The sequence below is a fragment of the Muribaculum intestinale genome, assembly GCF_002201515.1.
Lineage (GTDB): Bacteria > Bacteroidota > Bacteroidia > Bacteroidales > Muribaculaceae > Muribaculum > Muribaculum intestinale.
This window is the reverse complement of sequence record NZ_CP021421.1, coordinates 1,404,372-1,428,723: the sequence shown is the minus strand read 5'-3', so window position 1 is coordinate 1,428,723 and position 24,352 is coordinate 1,404,372. Positions and strand designations below refer to the sequence as shown.

Genomic DNA, 24,352 nt, shown 5'->3' with positions numbered 1-24,352 from the left:
TATACAATATAGATGCCCTCACTCAAAACAAATTTCATATACAATTTTATTCTCACCGGAAGCAATTACCTAATGGCACTTGCCGTATTTCCATATATCTCACGAGTATTGGGACCGGAGAATGTAGGGATTGTAAATTTTGTAGACAGCACAATTGATTATTTCATAATGCTGTCGACCATGGGCATGATGTTTGTTGGGGTACGAGAAATTGCCTCTGCAAAAAATAATCCTGAAAGACTTTCCAGTACATTTTCCGGACTGTTTATTGTAAACCTGATATTTACTATACTTTCATTGCTGGCTTTAGGTACGGCATATATTTTCATCCCGGCACTCTCAAAATATCCGGAAATGGTATTCATCGGTGTTATAAAACTAATTTTTAAGTTCCTGCTTATCGAATGGTTTTTCCTTGGACTTGAAGATTTCAAGTATATAAGTATTCGCTCCCTGATAATAAAATTAATCTTCGTAATTGGAGTATTCGTATGGGTACGACAACCCTCCGATTATGAGAAATATTACATATTATTGGTGGGAATTCTGGTAGCCGGAGCTATAGCAAACTGGGAATATGGCCGTAAGAAAATAAAATTTATCTTTAATAACTCGTCGTGGAAATCACATATCCGACCGTTTTTGTATATAACATCATACACATTATGTGTAAACATGTACAACTCTTTCAACGTAATGTTTTTGGGAATAGCCACAAATGAGACCGAAGTAGGATATTACACTACTGCATTAAAGATGTTTGCCGTGATTATTGCATTCTACTATGCATTTACCGGTGTAGCGCTTCCCCGCATGTCGGCTCTTCTTTCAGAGAAAAACATCGACGAATTTATCAACCTCATCCATCGAACTACGAATACCCTTATTGCATTATCCATACCAATCATAATCTCTGGCATATGTCTTGCTCCTCAGATTATCTTTATAATAGGTGGACCTAAATTCAACGGTTCTATAATACCCATGATCCTCATATTTCCCCTGCTTATTATAACCGGATACAACAAGATACTGATTGATCAGATAATGATGCCGTATAAAAAAGATAAGATATTAATGAGAAACGCAGCAATCTCGGCAATCATAACTATTGTACTTAATATTCTTCTCGCAAAATCATTGGGAGCTGTAGGCACTGCCATTGTCTGGATTGGAGCGGAGATTACTCTCTTGATTCTATCCATGAAAACTGTGGTAAATTTATTACCAATAAAGTTTCCCATCTACGACTTGATTAAACAGGTCATCATATATATTCCTATGGGCATATGTCTATGGTATATGGGACATCTGATTAATAATAACTATATACATTTTGCTGTCGGTGCTTTATTTACAGCAATATATTTCATAATAATTCAATATAAGTATATCAAGACTCCGGATGTTAACAATATGATTAAAAAATTCACATCAATTAGACACATTGACAATAAAGCTGTCTAAACTGACGTTTACAATAAACAATATTAAATTCTAAGATCAACCCGAGTATATGTATCTTCGTCATATCATTACCATATTAGCATTCCCTATTTTATTTTGCGCCTGTACCACGCAAAAGGATCTCGCATATTTTGAAAACATAAAGGATTCTCAGTTCGGGACAATACAGACCGCAGACTATCAAATTAAAATTAAGTCTCAAGACGAACTAATGATTATAGTAAGTTCTGAGGTTCCTTCGGCATCCACTCAGTTTAATACTGTAATGGCCAATCCGGTTACAGGAAAAGATCTTCCCGATATAACATCGGCTTCCATTGGAAGTATCATGACAACGTCGTCAACCACACCTAAATATCTCACATATACCGTCAACAAAAATGGGGATATAGACTTCCCTGTATTAGGAGAAATACATGTTGAAGGTATGACAATCGAAGAACTAAAGAATTACCTGAAATCACAGATAGAAAATACTGTCCGAAATCCTCTGGTATTTGTTTATCTGGTAAACTTCAAGGTAAAAGTAATAGGAGAGGTGAAAGAACCTCAGACAGTCAACGTAACCACCGAAAAATTCTCTATAATCGATGCCCTGTCGGCTTGTGGAGACATGACTGAATACGGCAAGCGCGACAATGTGATAATTATGCGAGAACAACCGGATGGAACTATGGGGTATTTTAGATTAAATCTACATGATACCTCGTTGTTTACCTCTCCATATTACTATCTACAACAGAATGATATTGTGTACGTTGAACCCAACCAAATAAAACAAGATAACTCGAAATATAATCAGAACAATAGTTTCAAACTCTCCACAATATCAACAATCGTCAGCGCAGCGTCTGTAATAGCATCATTAGTAATTGCACTCACTGTAAAGTAGAGTAGACTATCCCGAATCAAGAAATGATACGAATCGACCGGATATGCATATGGCTATTTCTATCAGCACTTGTGCTTCTGCTCGTCAGCCATAAGTTCTTGAAACCGGTCGACGAAAGTATAACTGTATTCCTGCTTGGCATAGCTCTCGCCGACAGCATTCTTAATAATAAGTGGAGAAGCTATATCCCGTTATGGATATTGCTCGGCGTAACGCTTGTGTATATCATATATTCACTTACCGGTGTGCATTTCAACACTGCCCGTTATGTTCTGACCGATGCGCTGATTGAGATAAAACCATACGTGCCGTTTTTGGTATGCCTTGGAATATCACCTAAATGGAGCAATGTCGATTTGCGCCTTCTGCAAACATGCGCATTGCTTGTGGCTGTAATCACCACCGGAATACTGCTGACTGGACCAAGCAACACCAACATGATTTTTGAACATCAGGCATTCGCAGGTCTTATTATTTATATATGTGCTCTATGCTATTGGTTTAGCTGCATAAAGTCTAATGGCCAAGTCGCCCACCGCGATAAAATAATTATACTTTTAATCATGACTGGGGGGCTGCTGTGCACACGTTCAAAATTCTATGGATATTATGTGCTTGGAATATTCTTCATGTTTTTTTACAGACCCGGTATATTAAAACAGATAAACATGAAACATCTGGCTATGATTGTTTCTCTTATCATAGTGTTCATAGCCGTATCCTGGAAAAAAATCAGTTTCTACTTCATAACCGGCAATTCTGATTCATTCGATCCAAATGTTATGGAGAGTTTCGCCCGTCCGGTAATGTATCTCCATGGATTTACGATATTATTCGATTATTTCCCATTTGGTTCGGGATTGGCATCTTTTGCTTCATTCCCATCTGCCGAAAACTACTCGTCGCTATATTATGAGTATGGCCTCAATAATATACATGGCCTGTCTCCCGACATGCCCGATTTCATCTGTGACGCATTCTACCCGACGTTAGCGCAATTCGGTATAATAGGAGTAATTTTCTTCATCACATTCTGGGTTTATACATATAGATTTTTACGAATGATGATTCGTAAAAACCCGATACTATACATCAATCAATTCTCAATAGGAGCTCTGATTATCTCGGCAATGCTTATCGAGTGTGTAGCATCAACATCATTCGTACAGCCCTCCGGACAAGTAGCCATGATGTTGTTGGGCATGATATGTTCAGTGTCCAAATCTGTCTCCGATAACGCAACTATAGAAAATGTAACATCGACTCTCACAACCGACAATAAAAAAAGAATCAAAATATAATGGAAAAAGCTACTGACAACACCCTTGACATAAGACGTTACTGGCGCGAAATGCGACGTCTGCGGTGGGTTTATATCCTGGCATTCATCTGCATCGTCGGACTGGCCTCAATATATGTAGTGCGGTCATTGAAACATTGCGAGTCAACAGCCATGGTGCTGATAGAGGAGAGCACATCCGACACCGGCTCCGGCGCAAGCAAAGGAGGAGGACTTATGGGAATGATGAAGATGTTCTCGGTCGGAGGCTTCGGGTCATCTTCGGTCGACAACGAGATATTCCTTATCCGTTCTCACGACATAGCTGTACGCACCGTAAAGGCTCTCGGACTTACATCGACATACATCGAGCGCGACGGACTCAAGAAACACCTGCTTTTCCCCAATTCACCGGTAAAGGCCACAATGCCCCAGTCGGTGCTTGATACTCTGGCGTTCCCATTTCTTATACGTGTGGAAATTTCACCGGACCAGCATGTCAATGCAAAAACCATGAGGGGACGCCTCTTCTGGCGTACTACTTTCGACGAGGTGAAGGATGCCACTCTACCTGTGAATCTCGACACCCCCTACGGTCCCGTGACACTGACCGCCGGCGACATGTCGCTACTCGACGGCAAGAAGATGGATATTGACATTGTAATCTCAGGCGTGAAGACTGCAGCTCTCAAATTGGAAAAAAATACCAGCACCGACGTTGTCGACAAACTTGCCGACGCAATCGAAATCACACTTTCTGGAGGCAGCGATACATATTGCAACACGGTGCTTGCCGAATACATCAATCAATACAACAACCGACGTATCGAGCGCCGTGCGGAGAATGCAATGAGCGAACTCGAATTCTACGACGCCCGCATAGCCGACCTGTTCAGCGACCTCTCGGAATCGGAAGAAAAACTTGAGAAATTCAAGTCGGAAAACAACCTTATCGGCATGGACGCACAAGCCAGCATGCTCGTCGAAAGCACCGTCGGCAAGACCGAAGCCATAACTGTCGAACGCACCAAGCAGGAATATTACCGTACAGTAAAATCCACCCTTGAGAATCCGGAGTCGGCCAACAGCCTCATACCCGTTGTAGAGAGTCTCGGCAACCCGATGATTGCAAAGTACAACGAGCTCCTTCTTGCCCGCAAGAATCTTGAGCGCTCGGCCACGGGAGAGAATCCACAGCTCGTTGCTCTCAACGACCAGATTGATGAACTGCGCACATCCATTCTCAAAAATGTCGACGGTATGCTCGCCGAAAGCCGCATGCAACTCGAAGCGATGTCGGGCCTGATGGGCACAGCCCAGTCGCGCCTCAATAAGATGCCCGCCTATGAGCGCGAATACATTAATCTTATGCGCGACCGCACGATGAAAAATGAGCTCTATATGTTCCTGCTCCAGAAACGCGAGAACGCCGCACTTCAGGTTTCATCGACATCTACTCTCGGATTTGTCATCGATCCCCCCCACACCCCGGAAAAGGTAAGCAACATAAAGAACATCATACTGATTCTGGTTGCGATATTCCTGAGCTTCGCACTCCCCACATTCCTTGCAATATTCCTTGTACTGTGGCGCAACCGTGTTGAAGACACTTCGGATTTGGCTTCGATGCACATAGAGTCTCGCGCCGTCATGGTATCATCCGACGACGCATCGTCAATCACCGGACTTCGCACCCAGATTCTTTCCTCTCCAGAGCAGACAACCGTATATGTATGCAATCTTGCCGACAGCGATGGCAACACAATCGTAGGAGAACTCACCGAAAGCCTTGAGCACATCGGCCGCCAGGTAAATCTAATAAACCACCTCGAAGACAATGACGCGATACTATCGCCACGCTTCCAGCCGCTGCTCAAGAGCGGAGCATACAATTTCATCGTTATGCCCGACAGTTCCCATATCAGCGCATATGTAGACTCATTCAACGCCGACAACGCAACACTCCTCGTAATAATCAAAAGTGGTGCAATGCGTAGAAACGCTCTCAGAAGCCTTCTGCGCGGCATTTATGCCGACAAGGTAGTGACAGCCATCTTACGATAATCCGAAGCCATAGAGCGCAAAATAACGCGGCAGTTCCCGATGTATGGGAGCTGCCGCGTTTTGTGTATAAGAGCTGATTCGACAAAAATTATCATAAAGCGCAGGCTCACGCTCCGGGCTCGGGCGAGGCAGAGTGTAGCGCCTCGTATATGATTCGGGCGCGCGTCTGGCCTGTGGTTTCCGAAATAGACTCGATTGACGCCTCGCGCAGACGCTTTACACTTTTAAAGCGCTGTAGCAGAGCCTCTTTTGTCTTTTCACCTATGCCCTTTATGCCATCTAATTCACTGATAATCTGACCTTTGCTGCGACGGTTACGATGATGGGTGATGCCAAACCTATGAGCTTCGTCGCGAAGTTGCTGTACTATACGCAGAGACTCGCTGTTTTTGTCAATATATAGCGGCACACTGTCGCCGGGAAAATAAATCTCTTCAAGCCTTTTGGCGATACCGACCACGGCGATTGTGCCACGCAGTCCCATATCGTCAAGAGCCTCCACAGCCGCGCTCAACTGCCCCTTTCCGCCATCTACTACGATAAGCTGAGGCAACTCCTCGCCCTCCTCCATAAGCCGCGTATAACGGCGCGTGAGCACCTCCTTCATCGATGCGAAATCATCCGGTCCCTCAACGGTCTTTATGTTGAAATGACGATAGTCGCGCTTGGCCGGTTTGGCATTGCGAAACACCACACACGAAGCGACAGGATTCGTGCCTTGTATATTTGAATTATCAAAACACTCTATATGCCTCGGCAGTTCCGACAGACGGAAATCCATCTTCATGCGCTCAAGAGTGCGCTCAACACGTTTCTCCGGAGCATGCTTCTCCATCATCTTCAAAGCGTCAATTTTATTCTGACGGGCATTGCGTGCCGATACATCAAGCAGCTTCATCTTGTCGCCACGCTTCGGTATGGTAAATGTAGCTCCCGCTACCGGAGTTTCAGGAGTTTCCGGCACTACAATCTCATCATACTTTATATCGAAACGAGCGGCAACCTCTGCAATCGCATAATCGAGCAACTGGGCTACAGTCTCGTCAAGACGCCTCTTATACTCCAGAGTTATGCTCCTCACGATAGCTCCTCGCCGCACGTGCATGTAATTTATATACACCTGATCAGTGTCATCGTCGACTCCGAACACGTCGATATCATCGAGCGTCTGGCTTACAATCACACTCTTCGACTGATAACGGTCGATAAGCATATACTTCTCCTTTATCACCTGTGCTTCCTCAAAACGAAGTTCCATGCTCAGCCGCTCCATCTCGCCGCGCAGATAATCGAGCAGTTCCTGAGTATCGCCGCGGAGTATCTGCTTTACATGGTCAATCATCTCTCCATATTCAGCTTCTCCGATGCGACCGGTACAGCATCCCATACAGTTCTTGAGATGAAACTCCAGACACAGCCGACCCTTTCCCTTTGCAATATAGGCAGGGGTGATGGCATGTCGGCATGTGCGCACAGGATACAGTTCACGGATAAGATTGAGCACAGCCTTGGCAACTGCCGTGTTGGTATATGGCCCGAAATATTTAGAGCCGTCCTTCAGACGCGTCCTTGTAAGAAACACCCTTGGATAAGGCTCTTTCGTCACCACAATCCACGGATAGGATTTGTCATCCTTGAGAAGTACATTATAATGCGGCTTATACTCTTTTATGAGTGAATTCTCAAGGTTAAGAGCATCCTCTTCGGTAGGCACCACGATATACTTCATATCGGCGATATTGCGCACGAGCATATTGGTGCGTATACTATCGTGCGTGCGGTTGAAGTATGACGATACTCTCCTTTTCAGATTTTTCGCCTTACCCACATATATCACTGTCCCGGCTGCATCATAATACAGATAGCAGCCGGGAGTATCGGGAAGGATTGAGATTTTCTCCTTCAGTTCTTCAGATTTGTTGTGCTTTGCCAAACCTATATTTCATTAAAGCTACGGTCGCGCAGAGCCGCAGCGCAGATGTGTCAGTACACTATCAGCGAAGTCACCTCGGCATCCTTTGGGAGGTTGTCACGTCCGTGGAGGTCGCTCAGCTCGACTATGAAGTTTATATAGACCTTCTTCGGATTCATCGACTTCACCAGCTCATAGCAAGCAGCCATTGTGCCGCCGGTAGCCAGAAGGTCGTCATGAATCACCACCACATCATCCGGCGTGATAGCATCGCGGTGAATCTCGATAGTGTCAGTACCGTATTCCTTGGCGAAGTCGGCGCGCACAGTATCGGCGGGAAGTTTGCCGGGCTTACGGGCAGGGACAAAACCCGCGCCGATTTCATATGCCATGATTGCACCTCCGATAAAGCCGCGCGACTCAATGCCCACTACTTTAGTAACGCCTTTGTCTCGATAAAGTTGAGCGAGGTCCCATCCTACGATATGCATAGCACGGGCATCCTTGAACATTGTAGTAAGATCACGAAATATGATTCCGGGCTTCGGGAATTCATACACATCACGTATTTTCTGGCGAACGTATTCCATTTGTGTTTTGAGTTAAAAGAGTGTATTATATTTGTTTATATCTGTTCCACGTGAAACAATCATCGTCCGAGCATCAACAAAAGGATATTAATATCGGCCGGTGAGATACCGGGGATGCGCGAAGCCTGGGCCACAGTCTCCGGTCGTATTTTATCAAGTTTCTGACGCGCTTCCGTCGATATCGACTTGATTGACGAATAGTCAAACCGGTCGCCCAGTCGAAGATCCTCCAGACGTCTAATCTTGTCGGCGGTGAGCCGCTCGCGGTCGATATATCCCTGATATTTTATCAGAATCTCCGCAGCCTCCACTATCTCATCACGACGACATTCATCGACCGATTCGATTTTATCCCTGAGTGGCGCGAGCACCTTCGCAAGCATATACACATTGAGTTCGGGTCGTGTGATGAGATCGCGCAAACGGATACCCTGCCGTAGTGGAGAAGAACCGATGCTCTCAAGGTACGGATTTATGTCGGCCGGATGAACGGTATATGATGCCGCGAAATCTATCAGCATATCGCGCTGACTGCGCTTTGACATCATCAAGCCATAGCGCTCTTCCGACGCCAGACCAACGGCATATCCAAGGGGAGTCAGACGCATGTCGGCATCATCCTGACGGAGAAGAATACGATATTCCGCACGTGACGTAAACATACGGTACGGCTCATCTACACCTTTGGTGACAAGGTCATCGATAAGCACACCGATATATGCGTTATCACGGGCAAGAGTGAACGGCTCGCGTCCAAGTACACGGTTGGCCGCATTTATACCGGCCACCAGCCCCTGCCCGGCAGCCTCTTCATAACCGGTAGTTCCGTTCACCTGTCCTGCAAAGAACAGGCCCGACACGAGCTTTGTCTCCAGCGTGTGGCGCAACTGCGTAGGATCGAAGAAATCATACTCAATGGCATATCCCGGACGATATATCTGCACATCGGCAAGCGCCGGAATAGAATGCAGAGCTTCTACCTGAATATCGAGCGGAAGAGACGAACTGAACCCATTCAGATAGAATTCCTGAGTATCCTCCCCTTCCGGTTCAAGAAAGAGCTGATGCTCGGTCTTGTCGGCAAATGTGACAATCTTAGTCTCAATGCTGGGACAGTATCGCGGACCGATACTCTTTATCTGTCCGTTGTAAAGCGGAGAGTCAGGCAGACCGCGACGCAGTATATCGTGGGTGGTCGCATTGGTATAAGTAATGTAGCAGTCACGCTGCCGCAACTCGCGCTTCACCTCCGGAAGATAGCTGAACTTATGGAAGTCATTGTCGCCGCCCTGCGGTACGGTCAGTTCAAAATGCACCGAACGCGCATCGATACGAACAGGAGTACCCGTCTTCATGCGGTCGGCACGAAATCCGAGTTCAACAAGCTGCTCGGTAATACCATGACTCAGGGGCTCGCTTATGCGTCCTCCGGCCACCTGTGCGCGTCCCACATGCATAAGTCCGTTAAGGAATGTACCAGCTGTGATGACAACACTCCCGGCGCTGAATTCGACGCCCAGCGCAGTACGCACACCCTTTACAGCCCCATCCTCGATTATGAGCGAAACGACACTGTCCTGCCACATATACAGATTGTCAGTATTCTCAAGAATCTTGCGCCATTCCGCAGAAAAGCGCATGCGGTCGCTCTGCGCACGCGGACTCCACATTGCAGGCCCTTTGCTACGGTTGAGCATACGGAACTGTATGGCCGTACGGTCGGTCACAACGCCGGTCATACCGCCAAGCGCATCAATTTCACGTACAATCTGTCCTTTCGCGATACCTCCAATGGCCGGGTTGCAGCTCATCTGGGCAATTTTATTCATATCCATAGTGATCAGCAGAGTGCGCGCACCTATCACAGCCGCAGCATGTGCCGCCTCGCAACCGGCATGTCCGGCCCCGACCACTATCACATCATAGTCAAATCTCATTGCATTTAATTTTACGCCACATATCAAGAGCGGCATTCTCATTCGCCTCCATCACCTCACGCTCCCCGGGCCCTTTGTCATTGATACCGCACAGATGCAGTACACCATGTATTATCACCCTCATAAGTTCCTGAGCGTATTCCACACCAAGCCCTTCGGCATTGCTCCGGACAGTATCAAGCGAGATAAACATATCGCCGCTCACCATACGCCCGCGCGAATTATCAAATGTGATAATGTCGGTATAGTAATCATGTTGAAGAAACTGACGGTTTACCTCAAGTATGCGTTCGTCATTGCAGAACACATAGGCAAGCGGACCGAGGATGCGGTCATGCGAGGCTGCAACGTCAGAAATCCAGCCTTCGACAAGGCTATAATCAAGTTGGGGAAGAGCTACCTGCTCAGAGGTCCATATGAATTTTTCCATTGCTTTAAGAGCATGATGTAAGCATGCAAAAATAGGAAAAATCCCCAACACTGGCAATAGCATTACCGGGCGTCGGAGCGCCACATCCCTCACTCCGACTACAGCTGATTATATTAACCGGAATTCAATGAAAGAACACGTAGGCCGCAATCACTCCGGCCACCGAACCTGTAAAGTCGGCAAGCAGAGCATATGGTACGGCATAGCGTGTCTTTACCACTCCTACACTGCCAAAGTACACGGCAAGGATATAGAATGTAGTGTCGGTACTGCCCTGGATAGCCGCCGACACACGGGCCACAAAAGAATCGGCACCATATGTGCTCATCAGATCGACCATCATTCCGCGGCTGCCACTCCCGCTCAACGGCTTCATCAATGCAGTCGGCAACGCACCTATCCAGTCGGCATCCATACCCAGAAACTCAGCACATGATGTCATTGCAGAAGTAAGCACGTCCATGGCTCCTGAGGCGCGAAACATACCGATAGCAACAAGGATAGCCACCAGATAAGGTATAATCATCACAGCTGTCTTGAACCCCTCCTTAGCGCCTTCGATAAAAGCATCGTACATATTGAGACGCTTTCGTAACCCACTTATGATAAAGAATACTATAACACTGAATAGCAGCACATTAGCAAAGAATCCGGAATAAAGTTCAACCTCCTCCTTCGGAAGCGTCGAGAAGAACCATACAATTGTCGACACGGCTGCCGCCAGTCCGCCAAGCCACGATATCAACACCCTGTCCCACAGGCGTATACCCTGTTTCAGACACATGGCGATTATACCCACCATCGTAGAAATGAATGTAGCCAGCAGTATGGGCAGAAACACATCTGTAGGATTGGAGGCACCGGCCTGTGCGCGATACATCATAATACCGATAGGTATGAAGCACAACCCCGAAGCGTTAAGCACAAGAAACATGAGCATTGCATCCGTGGCACGTTCCTTTTCCGGATTAAGCTCCTGAAGTTCCTGCATTGCTTTAAGGCCGAGCGGAGTCGCAGCATTGTCAAGCCCAAGCATATTGGCCGATACATTCATGAATATTGACCCCATGGCCGGATGATTCCGCGGGATGCCAGGAAAAAGCCGTGTGAACAGCGGACTAATGACGCGACCGAACATCTGTATCACGCCGGCTCGTTCTCCAATCTTCATCAGCCCCATCCACAGCGACAGCACACCGGTCAATCCGAGCGCAATCTCAAATGCTGTAGCGGCAGAAGTAAATGATGCACCCATGATATCACTCCATATGCCAAAATCACCGCAAAACAGAGTACGGCCGACAGCCACAACAAAGGCGACAAGAAAAAAAGCAATCCAGATGTAGTTAAGTACCATCGCAAGAAAAATTTCCGGTTCAATCATGCATTGTGCCATTTCATGGCCACTGCTTCACAAATTTACAAGCATTTTCAGATTTATTTCTTATTATGAAGATGAATTTACACTCACCGTTCTATTTCGCATAAAATAACGCGCAGCCCAAAACGACGTCATACGCCTATATTTCAGCCCATTAACCCCAAATTAACCGCTCTGAGATTTTAATATTTAAAAACGGCACGTATCCTACGTAAGGATTTTTATTTCTCAACTCGAAATTATTTGTATCTTTGTAGTGTTGCGCCGAAGACAGCAATGGACTTACTTATGACGCTACAATCATATATCACGGGCACTCCCCTACCCTACCCCACCGACACTGCCGGCAATAATTCCGGGGCAAGAAACAGACAATACCATAAAAAGAAAAATATATGCACGTAATCCATCTGGTAAGCAACAACACCTGGGGCGGCGGCGAGCAATATGTGCTCGACCTGTCACGGGCCATGGTTGCCGACGGACATCATATAGAAATAATCACACGACCGGTAAGCGACGTCATCGACCGCTTCACCGGGTGCGGACTGTCGCCGGTAGCAAAGATGCCATTGCGCGGAGCCATCGACTTTATATCGGCTGTAAGACTTGGAACCCGGCTGCGCCAATGCGACGAGGTGATTGTGCATGTCCACAATTTCAAGGACGCGATTGTGGCAACTCGCGCACGCGCCCTTTCCGGCAACAGCAAAGTACGCATAGTGCTTACACGCCATCTGGTAAAAGCCGGACGCACATCGTCAATGTACCGCGACCTTTACTCGCGTCTCGACGCAGTGATATTCGTATCCGACCTTGCCCGAAAAGAATTCCTCAGCAGCAATCCGCCGATTGACCGGGAGAAGCTACATGTGGTGCACAACAGCATCGCATCGCCCCGGGCAACAAGCCTTCCCGAAGATATAGCGAGAACCGACGTACCGGTAATAATGCACCACGGACGTATCTCTCCGGAAAAGGGGCTCGACGTACTGTTTGACGCACTATCTACCCTTACCGACCTGCCATGGATTCTTCGTATAGCCGGCGAAGGGAGTGCACGAAATGTCGGCCCGCTCAAGCAACAGTCGCGGCGCCTCGGGATAGACAGCCGAATAGAATGGCTCGGCTTCCGCCCCGACGTACACAGCATCATACCGTCAGCCTCAATCGGAGTCGTGCCGTCGACATGGCGTGAACCATTCGGACTCGCAGTGCTCGACTATATGGCCGGCGCAGTGCCGGTAGTGACCACCGACAACGGTGCCCAGCCCGAATATCTCACTTCCGGAAAAGACGCCATTCTTGTACCCCCATCTGATGCGGGAGCACTTGCCGCCGCATTGCGCACGCTCCTTACCGACGATGACGCCCGACAGGCCATCGCCGCCGCCGGAGCCGAGACATTCAGGCGCTCACTTTCCTATCCGCGTTTCCTGCAAAATATCTATTCAATATACCAGTCAGTACGATAAGTATCCTCAAAAAATCCTTCAACAATGCCATCCTACCACATCCACGTAAGCGCACGCTATACCAAGATAAAATCGGAAATAGAGAAGATTATCCGCCAGGGCATTCCCGCGGACGCCACAGTAATATATAAGGCGCGCAATACCGTATACCGCCTCAACGTAGGCGGCACAGACCTTGTGATAAAAGCCTTCAGGGTGCCCAATATAATCAACTCACTTGTCTATACACACCTGCGCAAAAGCAAGGCAATGCGCTCATATATGAACGCAAAAAGGCTTCAGGAACTCGGCTTTCACACTCCGACTCCCATTGCCTATGGAGAAATAAGAGAAGACGGACGCCTGCGCCAGAGCTATTACATATCGGAAAATCTGGAGGGAGAAAACATGCGCGACTGGGAACACTACCATGACTGCGACGCACTTCTCAGAGCCTTTGCCGCCGATATCGTGCGACTCCATCGCGCAGGGGTACTGCATAAGGATTTCTCACCGGGCAACATACTGTTTACCCGCGACGAAAACGGAGCCTACCGTTTCTATTATATCGACCTCAACCGAATGGAGTTCGGTGTGCGCTCACGCAAGAAACTCATGTCAATGTTCCGCTCGATTAATCTTGACACAGCCCAGACTCTACGGCTGGCAGCACTCTACTCCATGTCGGCCAAAGAAGATATGAAGCAGGTATGCGACGAGGCTGCAGAAGCACAGGCGGAATACTTACGGTTTCAGCGCCGCAAACGCCGCTTCAAAAGTCTTTTCTCAGGAAAATAATCACTTATATATCTCATAGAAGAGCCGGACAATATGTCCGGAATAAGACATCCTGAAACCATGGCACATCATCCGCTACACGCGCTGTGCAAGCGCCGGTGCGGACGAAAACTCCACGGATTCAGGGTGTTCTACAATTATGTGGAAGGAACAGGTTATTTCTTGAGTTTGTCGGCTCCCGACTGAAGCACTTCGGCGGCCTTCTCCTTGGCATTGTCAGCAGCCTTTGCAGTGGCGTCCTTTGCCGAATTATATGCGTCGACAGAGGCATCTTTCACCTCGCCGGCTTTCTCGGATACAGCGCCCTTTACGGCATCGTATGCCGATGCTGCGGCATTCTTCACAGAGTCGGCGGCATTGGCAACAGTGGTCTTGGCCGAATCGACAGCAACCACAGTAGTATAATTAGCCTGCTCGGCGATAGCATTTATTTCAGCCGCTACCGAGGCATCCTTCTGCTGAACGGCAGGAGCAATATCCTTGATATATGCAGCTGCAGCTGTGCTGTCGCCCTTTGCCATAAGATTCATGGCATGATCCTTTGCCTGCTGAACATAGATTTTCAGACTGTCGGGATCCTTGCAATTCTCAATCTTAGCCTTGATGGCATCGCCATCAGCAACAGTCTTTGTCGATGATCCGCCACATGAATACATACCGACCATCATTGCGACAGCAGCCGCACCGAAAACAAGTTTCTTCATAATCTTTATTTTATAGATGTACTAAGGATACAACAACCAAATAGCAAAATGTTTCACCTGGAAATGAAATTTAATTTGCATATTTTTGATTTCACATGCATTTATATGAATAAAATTTGCATTATTTTAGAAAAAATCCATTAAAAATATTGGATATGTAAAAATTATAAATTATCTTTGTTGACATCAAGTAAAGAGATTTTAAAATTTACGCATAATCACATCCCTGTATACACTTTACAACATGTTACAAAAAGCGCCTTGTCGGGAGACAAGGCGCTTTTCTTATGTGCATCAGACAAAACAAACTGTTTCATGGCACTCTAAACACAAGGCGCTACGCCCTGAAACGGACGTAGCGCCTGATATTAATCAAGTGATAATCTCTAAAGATTATTCAGCCGAAAGATTCCAGTCGGCACACTCAACGAATACAAACTTGCCGGGAGCGACAACTCTGTAACGGAGTGTGACATTGTGGCGGCTGGGATTGTACTGAAGTAATGTCACCTCATATTCCTGATCGATACCGCCGGTACCGGGCTTTGCATCAGGATAGCACATTCCAAGAGCACCTGGAGCAACCTCGGTTGCGAAATGCTTTTGGAGAGTTTCGGTAATCTGCTCGTCGTTCAGGCCGGGGAAGTAGGTATCCATCTGCTCCTCAGTGAAGTTCTGCTTAAGGGTGGATACACGGCTGTCGTAGTTGCCATACCATGCAGATGCGCCCGAATAGCCTTCCTGTGTAGCCTTGCCTCTACCCCATACATAGCCATGGGTGGTAAACACATTGGCCTCACCCCAGTTGTTCCAAAGGTCGGGGTTAAGCCCAAGCTCCTTAACACACTTTTCCTGCCATACCCACTCTACGCATCCGTACCAGAACTTACCGGAAATCTCGTCGGTGAAGTTACCGCTTGAACCGGTCTGCATAGTTACATAGACTGTAGGATCAAACACCCAGTTCTTTGCAGTAGTACGTACAAACTGGCTCATTGTCGACTCGATTACGACAGCCTTCTGTGCTACAGGCACTACAGCGGTGCCGTCTACGTAAACGGGGATAATATTACAGAGAGTCTTACCCATGCTCGAGCTATATGTACGTGACACAGCCCAGCCTTCAACCGTTACAGTAGCGTCATCCTTATTGGCAAATGCCGCTTTCTGAGTGTCAAGACCCTGATAAAGGCTACCGCCATAATTAGCGCCGTCAACGAGGAAGTTGACATAGTTGCCATCAAGTTTTACCTTGACAGTTGCCTTGATATACTGGGGGAAAGCGCCGGTCTTGGCAGAATTGGCATCATCATATACCTTAGCTACGGCATCCCATTCAGCAGCAGTCGAGATGACTTTGGGAGTAGGCTTTATTGTGGATATGCCGCCAATCAGATTATATACAGGTGAGCCAATCTGCATGGCACCGCCGTAAGTAGCGCCAGAACCAGTGATATTCAACTGGTCATTAATGCTCCATGCCGAAGCATCAAATGACTTGCCGGTATAAGCCAGAACACTGCCTGAGTTATCGGTCACAATCATACCCTGGGCGCAAATGCCGGTCACTGCCACATTTACATCCACTGCGGCTCCTGAAGTAATCGAGGCAACAGCATTGGAGGGGGTGAAGGGCACCTGAGTCTCATCCACTACGGCATTCTCATAGGTAATACGGGCAGTAGTGTTGGCAACCGCGCTCTTGAATACTGAGGTTGGAGTATTTGCGATAGAATCAAGCCATGCGGGTATATACTCGCGAACTGTGATTACTTCGTTGAAACAGCCCTTGGAACCCATTTCGGCAAGCTGCTCCTCAACGCCGGCGGCTTTAGCCTTCTGTACGTTGGCCTTCATACAGGCTATTTTCTTATAGTCGCTGGAAGTAAGGGTATAGTCGATGTAGTTGCGCTGGGGTGCGTTGGGATTCGGGGCTTCGAAACCATCGAGATACTTCTCGTTCCAGGAATTCTCGGAGCATCCTGCCATAGCAACAGCTACGCCACATGCGAGCAGACCTTTAAATATATTATTTTTCATAATTATAGTTCTCTGTGGGGATTAGAAGTTGATGCGCATACGTATGGAGTAAGTACGGCCGAATGAGTAGAACACACCGTAAGCATTTTCCCATGTACCGTTGGAAGTGGTATTGGTCATGGCGTCGGTGATATAGTAGTTGTTGAACACGTTGTAGACGTTGCCATACAGACGGGCGCGTACACCGGCAATCTTGAAGCTGTAGGAAGCGAAAAGGTCGAACTGCTGTCCCCAAGGAATCTGCCAGGGATCGCCTACATTGACAGTACCGTTGCTGAGTGTCGAGCCTGAGAGCGAGAAGTCGGAGTATGTACGTGCCTCTGCTACCCAGTCGGCACCTATGCGGAAGCCTTTGAAGGGGAGGAAACTTACAGATACCGAACCCTGTGTTTGGGGAGAGTCGGCAACCTTCACACCCTTCTGGTTGACAGTAGCTTTGGCTTGAGTGGTATATTTAATAGGTTTTGCCGGATTGCTTGGGTTAGGATATTCAACACCTACTACATATCCATTCTTAATTTCGCCAAGTGGTTGGCCATAGTTGTTGAAGAAGTAGCCTGAAGCGTTGGAGCACCATTCCCAATTGCCGAGCGATAGCATACCCTCTACGTTGAGCCACTGTACGGGGATCCAGTTTACATTGAGCTCGACACCCATGTGGCGGGCGTTGACACCCTCAAGGTTGATGGTGTAGCGGTTGCCGTCGTCCATTGTGCCGCCGCGGGCCATGGTCTTGTCAATCCACTTGGTATAGTAGGCATTGAATGTGACAGCGAGCTCACGGCTCTGATAGCCGTAACCAGCCTCAAACGATACTACCTTTTCGTTGACGGCATTCTTGTTGGTAGCATTAGATGTGCTGTAGGAGAGGAATGCGCCGCCCTGGAAGAAGGGAGCACGAGAGATATAACCGGCGTTGAAGAACACGTTGTTGCGTTTGTCGATATTCCAGTTGGCACCGCCCTTGATGGTTCCGGCCCAGAAGTTCACGGTCTCAGAATCGCGGTGGGCCTTGTCGGCATAGAAGAGTTCGTGGCGCCAGTATGATGTGTTGTTGACCGAGCCGGCGAGCACGAAGTTGAATTTATTGTCCATCATTGTATACTCACCTTGAGCGTAGATACCCTCCTGGGCGGTATAGCCGCGATAGTTTTTGTATACGATGTCGCCTACACCGAGGTGCTCGTACTGCCACGACGGGTCGGCGGCGGCTGCATTCAGTTCGGCAGATACGCCGCGACGCGACGAGTAGTCCATGAAGTATTCGCCGTTGTAGAGGTCGACGAGCTTGTTGTAGTGAGTGCCACGGTAATAGCGCATGTCAATACCGCCGATAATGTTGAGCACGTCGCCGTTCTGGAAATCGAACTCTTTCTTATAAGAAGAAACGAGGCCGTACCACTGATGCTGGTTTACACCTACCGACATTGCATACATCGAACCCTCGGTAGAGTTTTCGTTGATTTCCTGGATTGCGCCGTAGTCGAATGTGCCGTCGGGACGACGGAAGCGGGTAGAGAGCACGCCGTCGGTGGCACCATACCAGTCGCTATAGCTATAGCCATTGAGACCTGTAGCCTGACCGGAGTAGCCGCCTGCATCGCAGAATGATGCGTAGAGAGCCGATGAGAGTGAAGAAGTGTCGTCAATCTTCCAGATATGGTTGAGCTGGATGATGGGCTTGTGGGAGTAATTCTTGTTCTGAGTCTTCACGTGACCGTACTTGTCGTAACCATAGGTGGGGTTGTACTTGTACATGCAGTCACCGTCCATATACTCCTTGCCATATGTCTGATAGCCCATTACAGAGAGGCCTGAGCGCTGATTGGGGCGACGGATATGATTCTGCTGGCCGCCGAAAGCAGTAAGGCTGATCTGATGGTTCTCGTTGATGCGCTTGGAGAGGTTGAAGAAGTAATTGTAGTTATTGTAGGGAGTGTACTGTACATAACCGTCGCCCCACTTGCGCGAGCCGAGGAATGTCATAGCCCAGCCGTTCTTCATAAGGCCGGTTGACACCTTCACACCGTATGTGTTGAGGCCGTCGTTGCCCATACCGTACCATACCGAGCCGCCTTTTTCAGAATCGATAGTGCGGGTGGTGATATTGATGGTACCACCTACAGAAGGACTCGATACAATTGTGGCACCGAGACCGCGCTGTACCTGAATGTTGCTGGTAACGTCGGAGAGACCTGCGAAGTTGCTCCAGTATACACCGCCCCACTCCATATCGTTGACGGGGATACCGTTGATCATCACGGCCACGTTCTCGCTCTTGAATCCACGTACATTGGTCTTGGCATCGCCGAAACCGCCGCCCTGCTTTGTTGTCCATACGCCGGGAGTAGTCTTGAGCACCTCGGGGAGGTCCTGGTTGCCGAGCTTGAGATCGATAGTCTGTGCGCCTACAGTAGATACAGCCACAGGAGTAAGACGTGTCTTGGCAGCCGACTGCTCTATAACGACGTCCTTGAGCATCTGAGCCTCCACATCAAGGGCGATATCACCCATCGAAGGAGCAGCCTTGAGGTCGCGCGACTTGTATCCAATGTAAGAAATGTGGATATTCTTCCCCTTTGGAACTTCCAGAGAGAAGCGGCCGTCGATATCCGTAGCAGCGGCAATGGAAGTGCCGGGCACGCTGACCGTGGCGCCGATAATAGGCTCGCCCTGGTCATCCACAACGACGCCACTACACTTGATATCACCAGGTGCGGCCATCGCAGCCACACAAGCGAGCCAGACGATGCTGGCCAAGAGAATGAGTCTCTTCATAATAATGACTTGGTTGAATTAATTGAAAAATATAGCAAATTTTATCTTTTCCAACACAGATGCTTTGACATTTCCACACCGGAAAACGCAAAAACACAAAACTGAAAGATAGCGCGTTAGCATGCCTCCGCAGCCACGTTACAATTTTTCACAAAGTTATTAAAAATAATAAAATCAACCGCTTCAAAATTGTTAAATCTTTGTGGCATAACAATATTTTGGGGGTGATGTGTTGCAGTACACACATCACCCCCAAAATATAATGATAATACTATGTAACATCAAGAGCCGCTATTTCCTGCGGCTATAAGTAATAAATCGATATTGCGCACCAGAGCGGGAATCCGACTGAATTGCTCCCTCGGATACTACATTCCATTCGGCGGAGATGATTTCCGGAAACCATGTATCGGTGTCGGATGGAGACAAAGTGTCTATCTCGGTGATTTCAAGAGCATCGGCCACCGGCATAAACGCACGGTATATCTCCCCTCCGCCTATCACCATGGCCGACAGCACCCTATCGTCAGCATAAGATTCGCTTTTATCGGCAATATAGCTTGCTGCTATGGAAAGAGCCTCTTCGGGAGTATGCGCTACGACAGCCCCTTCAGGCAACTGCATATCGCCACGCGTTAGCACTATGTTGAGACGGCCCGGCAACGGACCGGAGGGAAACGATTCATACGTCTTGCGGCCCATTATAAGCGGATGTCCCATTGTAAGGGCTTTGAAATGTTTCATATCTGCGCTTATATGGTAAAGGAGACGCCCGGAGCGTCCCAGCCCACCGTCGCGGGTGACAGCCGCCACGAGAGTTACCGGAATTTTTACAATGTCGTTCATCATACCGCTACTACCGCTTTAATATGTGGATGCGGATCGTAATCCTCAAGGGTAAAATCATCATACTTGAAATCAAATATTGATTTTATGTCGGGATTCAGTGTCATACGGGGCAGACGGCGGGGCTCGCGCGACAATTGCATACGCGCCTGCTCGATGTGGTTGTTGTAGATGTGGGCGTCGCCGAGAGTGTGTACGAAGTCTCCCGCACGCAATCCCGTCACCTGGGCCATCATCTGGAGCAGCAGGGCATATGAAGCTATGTTGAACGGCACTCCGAGGAATATATCGGCCGAACGCTGATAGAGCTGGAGGCTGAGACGTCCGTCGGCCACATAGAACTGGAAGAAGGCATGACAGGGGGGCAGATGCATCTCGTCGAGCTGCCCTACATTCCAGGCACTGACGATTATACGCCGCGAGTCAGGATTATTCTTCAGAGTCTCCACCACTTCGGAAATCTGGTCGATATGTCCGCCGTTGTAATCGGGCCACGAGCGCCACTGGTATCCGTAAATCGGGCCAAGCTCACCGTCGGGACCGGCCCACTCGTTCCAGATACGCACTCCATGCTCCTGCAAATAATGCACATTGGTGTCGCCACGCAGAAACCACAGCAATTCGTATATAATCGACTTCAGATGAAGTTTTTTGGTAGTAAGCAACGGAAAACCCTCTTCAAGGTTGAAACGCATCTGATAGCCGAATACACTGCGTGTGCCGGTACCGGTGCGGTCGCCCTTTTCAACGCCGTTGGCCATCACATGGTCAAGAAGTTCGAGATATTGTTTCATCAGATATTGTATTCAGAGCATTTTTCATGCCCTTAGTATCAGTATTCATCGATGCGGAAGCCGACGTTCCCGAGCATGCGCTTGCGCGCCCTATCTCAGGAGAGTCCAGACTCTGCATCATGGGAAGCGATAGCTGCTTGCGGTCAGGACGGTAGAAAATAGCATCGTCGGGACACACGGTAAGACAGTCGAAACAGCCTACACACCGAGAGCCGTCGACAACATGGTCGGTAAGATCGATACAGTGGGCCTTGCAGGCATGTTCACATTTCCGACAGTTGGTACACAGGTCGGTGTCTATATCGATATGCCATAGAGAGCGGGCAGAGACCACGCCTAATACAGTGCCTACCGGACAAATGGTATTGCAGAACGGACGGCCGGATATCCAAGCTGATACGGCAACTCCTGCCAAAGATACCACCGACAGAGCGATGCCGAACAGCGATGCGGTGATTACCGACACATAAGTCACTGTCCACCATCCTGTATATACGCCAAACGCAGCCACTGCATTGTTAACCCATCCCCATACTGGTTTCAACACATTCAGCACAAATGCCGAATACATGCTGTAAGGATCCAATATGGCGGGGATTATAAGAAGCCCGGTAAACAAGCACACAGCCACCACGGCAAGCGAGCAGTAACGCAGACGTGTCATAGGCGGAGAATAATGGTAGTCGCGACGCGATCCCTTGCGGCTCATGCGCCCAAGTCTGGCCGCCACATCCTGCACGACACCGAGCGGACAGAACATCGAGCAGTATATCCTGCCAAACAGAGCGGTCATCACAAGCCAGAACAATATCGTGACACCCGACAAGGCCATACCGGCAGGGATAATCTGTGTATGCTCAATCCATCCCATCGCTCCAAGCACAAGGTCGCTATATTCAATCCATAACAAGGTGATGACAGCGGCTACAGCCACCGACACCGTTATGCGCATAGCTTTGAGACCTTGATAACGTTTCACACTACGGATTAATTATTGCCACCCTATTGTGTAGGTCAAACCACACTCCTCAGGCCGGCTACAAAGATTATTTTCCACAAAATTAATACTTATTGTAGACTTCGCTGCATCCGACAGCTAAATAAATACCAAATAAATAGTAACTTTGCCGCATGAAAGAATTGCTCATTATCATACGACGCTTTGTACCTCCCTACAAGAAGTATCTGGCACTCAATATCATCTTTAACATCCTCGCGGCTTTCCTCACACTGTTCTCATTTGCGGTGGTGATACCTATACTGCGTATGCTGTTCGGGATAGACCAGATGAACTATACGCATATCGCATGGGAAAACGGTAGTTTCAAGGAAGTATTCTTCAACAACTTCTACTACTACACCCAGGAGATGATAACTACCTACGGTCCATCAATCACTTTGGCCGCCCTGGCCGCCCTGCTGGTAGTGATGACCGGACTAAAGACCGGAGCAACATTCCTATCCTCGTATTTCATAATACCGATGCGTTCGGGCATAGTGAGGGATATCCGCAACTATATGTACGACAAGATTGTACGACTGCCTATATCCTACTTTACCGATGCCCGCAAAGGCGATGTGATGGCGCGTATGACAGGCGACGTGGCCGAGATTGAGAACTCAATCATGTCGTCGCTCGACATGTTCTTCAAAAATCCGGTGATGATTATCGCGTGCCTCACGATGATGATTATCATGTCGTGGCAGCTCACCCTGTTTGTGCTCGTGCTCATCCCTATGGCCGGCCTTGTGATGGGGCGTGTGGGCAAACGCCTTAAGCGACAGTCGCTCGAAGCCCAGAACCAGTGGGGCCTGCTTATGTCGAACATCGAGGAGACTCTCGGCGGCCTACGCATCATAAAGGCATTCAACGCCGAAGACAAGGTCAAGGCCCGTTTTCATGCCGGCAATCAGGTGTTCTATAAAATCAGCAACCGCATAGCGCGCCGCCAGTCACTCGCCCACCCCATGAGTGAATTTCTCGGCACTATCACAATAGCAATTGTGCTGTGGTTCGGTGGCACACTTATCATTGACCATCGCTCATCGATGGAAGCACCCGACTTCATATACTACATGATTATCTTCTACAGTATCATCAACCCGGCCAAAGAACTGTCGAAGAGCGTATATGCCATACAGAAAGGCCTTGCGGCCATGACACGTGTCGACGCGATAATCGAGGCCCGCAATCCTATTCACGACCCGGCCCATCCTAAGAAACTCGCCAACTTCAAGGGAGATATCCGCTACAACAACATATCGTTCAGCTACACGAAAGATATGCCTGTGATACAGGATGTATCACTCCACATCCCGGCGGGAGCAACTGTGGCTCTCGTAGGGCAGAGCGGCTCAGGAAAATCCACGATGGCCGACCTCCTGCCCCGATTCTACGATGTAGACAAAGGGTCAATAACCATCGACGGCACCGATATCCGCGACTTGCGTGTACACGACCTTCGCTCGCTTATGGGCAATGTAAACCAGGAGGCAATCCTGTTCAACGACACAATATACAACAATATAACATTCGGCGTGAAAGAGGCCACACGCGACCAGGTAGAGCAGGCCGCACGCATAGCCAACGCACATGAATTCATCATGGAGACTGAACAGGGCTATGACACATGCATCGGCGACCGCGGATGCCGCCTGTCGGGTGGACAGCGCCAGAGGCTCTCTATAGCCCGTGCAGTGCTCAAGAATCCGCCTGTGCTCATTCTCGACGAGGCCACATCTGCGCTCGACAGTCAGAGCGAGAAGTCGGTACAGGAAGCACTGGAGCGACTGATGAAGGACCGCACCACACTCGTAATCGCTCATCGACTGTCGACAATCAAAAATGCCGACCTTATATGCGTGATGAATGAGGGCCGTATAGTGGAATCAGGCACTCATGACGAGCTTATGACTATCGAGGGCGGAGCATACCGCCATCTGGTCGATATGCAGAAATTCTGATAACTCCACATAATACATATTC

General features: G+C 48.4%; 18 protein-coding genes. 7 read left to right on the top strand and 11 right to left on the bottom strand.

Annotation, left to right across the window (positions count from 1 at the left end):
* The first annotated feature begins 12 nt into the window (after window positions 1-12).
* The 4 genes from ADH68_RS05870 to ADH68_RS05855 are packed head-to-tail and all read left to right on the top strand — an operon-like array spanning window position 13 to window position 5,702.
* Complete coding sequence (locus ADH68_RS05870; protein ID WP_068961622.1) at window positions 13-1,467, top strand: flippase; 1,455 nt, start codon at window positions 13-15, stop codon at window positions 1,465-1,467.
* Between the two features lie 49 nt (window positions 1,468-1,516).
* Window positions 1,517-2,359: a polysaccharide biosynthesis/export family protein gene (locus tag ADH68_RS05865; protein WP_068961623.1), complete on the top strand. Its 843-nt coding sequence runs from the start codon at window positions 1,517-1,519 to the stop codon at window positions 2,357-2,359.
* Window positions 2,360-2,382: 23 nt separating this feature from the next.
* Window positions 2,383-3,660 carry an O-antigen ligase family protein gene (locus tag ADH68_RS05860; RefSeq protein WP_068961624.1) on the top strand — a complete coding sequence of 426 codons (1,278 nt, stop codon included), beginning with the start codon at window positions 2,383-2,385 and terminating at the stop codon, window positions 3,658-3,660.
* Window positions 3,660-5,702 (top strand): GumC family protein, encoded by a 2,043-nt coding sequence (locus ADH68_RS05855; RefSeq protein ID WP_068961625.1) that lies wholly within the window; start codon window positions 3,660-3,662, stop codon window positions 5,700-5,702. Before ADH68_RS05860 ends, ADH68_RS05855 begins: the two co-directional genes overlap by 1 nt.
* Before the next feature lie 106 nt (window positions 5,703-5,808).
* Here the strand turns inward: ADH68_RS05855 and uvrC are convergent, their stop codons facing one another.
* The 5 genes from uvrC to ADH68_RS05830 all read right to left on the bottom strand — a co-directional run bounded on the left by uvrC (window position 5,809) and on the right by ADH68_RS05830 (window position 11,928).
* Window positions 5,809-7,635 (bottom strand): excinuclease ABC subunit UvrC, encoded by a 1,827-nt coding sequence (gene uvrC, locus ADH68_RS05850; RefSeq protein ID WP_068961626.1) that lies wholly within the window; start codon window positions 7,633-7,635, stop codon window positions 5,809-5,811.
* 50 nt (window positions 7,636-7,685) lie between these two features.
* On the bottom strand, window positions 7,686-8,204 hold the full coding sequence (locus ADH68_RS05845; protein WP_068961627.1) for an adenine phosphoribosyltransferase: 519 nt from the start codon (window positions 8,202-8,204) through the stop codon (window positions 7,686-7,688).
* A gap of 59 nt (window positions 8,205-8,263) precedes the next feature.
* Complete coding sequence (gene mnmG / locus ADH68_RS05840; protein ID WP_068961628.1) at window positions 8,264-10,141, bottom strand: tRNA uridine-5-carboxymethylaminomethyl(34) synthesis enzyme MnmG; 1,878 nt, start codon at window positions 10,139-10,141, stop codon at window positions 8,264-8,266.
* Window positions 10,131-10,571: an rRNA maturation RNase YbeY gene (gene ybeY / locus ADH68_RS05835; protein WP_068961629.1), complete on the bottom strand. Its 441-nt coding sequence runs from the start codon at window positions 10,569-10,571 to the stop codon at window positions 10,131-10,133. Before ybeY ends, mnmG begins: the two co-directional genes overlap by 11 nt.
* A gap of 124 nt (window positions 10,572-10,695) precedes the next feature.
* Window positions 10,696-11,928, bottom strand: a complete 1,233-nt coding sequence (locus ADH68_RS05830; protein WP_068962152.1) for a nucleoside recognition domain-containing protein — start codon at window positions 11,926-11,928, stop codon at window positions 10,696-10,698.
* A gap of 419 nt (window positions 11,929-12,347) precedes the next feature.
* On the opposite strand from ADH68_RS05830, the gene ADH68_RS05825 reads away from it, so the two are divergent.
* Window positions 12,348-13,427: a glycosyltransferase gene (locus tag ADH68_RS05825; protein ID WP_068961630.1), complete on the top strand. Its 1,080-nt coding sequence runs from the start codon at window positions 12,348-12,350 to the stop codon at window positions 13,425-13,427.
* Between the two features lie 24 nt (window positions 13,428-13,451).
* Entirely contained in the window at window positions 13,452-14,204 is a 753-nt protein-coding gene (locus ADH68_RS05820; RefSeq protein ID WP_068961631.1) for a lipopolysaccharide kinase InaA family protein, read from the top strand.
* Between the two features lie 155 nt (window positions 14,205-14,359).
* Here the strand turns inward: ADH68_RS05820 and ADH68_RS05815 are convergent, their stop codons facing one another.
* The 6 genes from ADH68_RS05815 to ADH68_RS05790 all read right to left on the bottom strand — a co-directional run bounded on the left by ADH68_RS05815 (window position 14,360) and on the right by ADH68_RS05790 (window position 22,345).
* Window positions 14,360-14,908 (bottom strand): hypothetical protein, encoded by a 549-nt coding sequence (locus ADH68_RS05815; RefSeq protein ID WP_068961632.1) that lies wholly within the window; start codon window positions 14,906-14,908, stop codon window positions 14,360-14,362.
* A 393-nt stretch (window positions 14,909-15,301) separates the two neighbouring features.
* Window positions 15,302-16,948: a hypothetical protein gene (locus ADH68_RS05810; protein WP_068961633.1), complete on the bottom strand. Its 1,647-nt coding sequence runs from the start codon at window positions 16,946-16,948 to the stop codon at window positions 15,302-15,304.
* A gap of 21 nt (window positions 16,949-16,969) precedes the next feature.
* On the bottom strand, window positions 16,970-19,726 hold the full coding sequence (locus ADH68_RS05805; RefSeq protein ID WP_068961634.1) for a TonB-dependent receptor: 2,757 nt from the start codon (window positions 19,724-19,726) through the stop codon (window positions 16,970-16,972).
* A gap of 291 nt (window positions 19,727-20,017) precedes the next feature.
* The gene (locus ADH68_RS05800) at window positions 20,018-20,575 is read right to left on the bottom strand and encodes a dihydrofolate reductase (RefSeq protein WP_068961635.1); all 558 of its coding nucleotides are present in this window, start codon (window positions 20,573-20,575) and stop codon (window positions 20,018-20,020) included.
* The gene (locus ADH68_RS05795) at window positions 20,572-21,366 is read right to left on the bottom strand and encodes a thymidylate synthase (protein ID WP_068961636.1); all 795 of its coding nucleotides are present in this window, start codon (window positions 21,364-21,366) and stop codon (window positions 20,572-20,574) included. Before ADH68_RS05795 ends, ADH68_RS05800 begins: the two co-directional genes overlap by 4 nt.
* Complete coding sequence (locus ADH68_RS05790) at window positions 21,341-22,345, bottom strand: 4Fe-4S binding protein (RefSeq protein ID WP_068961637.1); 1,005 nt, start codon at window positions 22,343-22,345, stop codon at window positions 21,341-21,343. Before ADH68_RS05790 ends, ADH68_RS05795 begins: the two co-directional genes overlap by 26 nt.
* Window positions 22,346-22,497: 152 nt before the next feature.
* On the opposite strand from ADH68_RS05790, the gene ADH68_RS05785 reads away from it, so the two are divergent.
* Entirely contained in the window at window positions 22,498-24,330 is a 1,833-nt protein-coding gene (locus tag ADH68_RS05785) for an ABC transporter ATP-binding protein (RefSeq protein WP_068961638.1), read from the top strand.
* The last annotated feature ends 22 nt before the right edge of the window (window positions 24,331-24,352 follow it).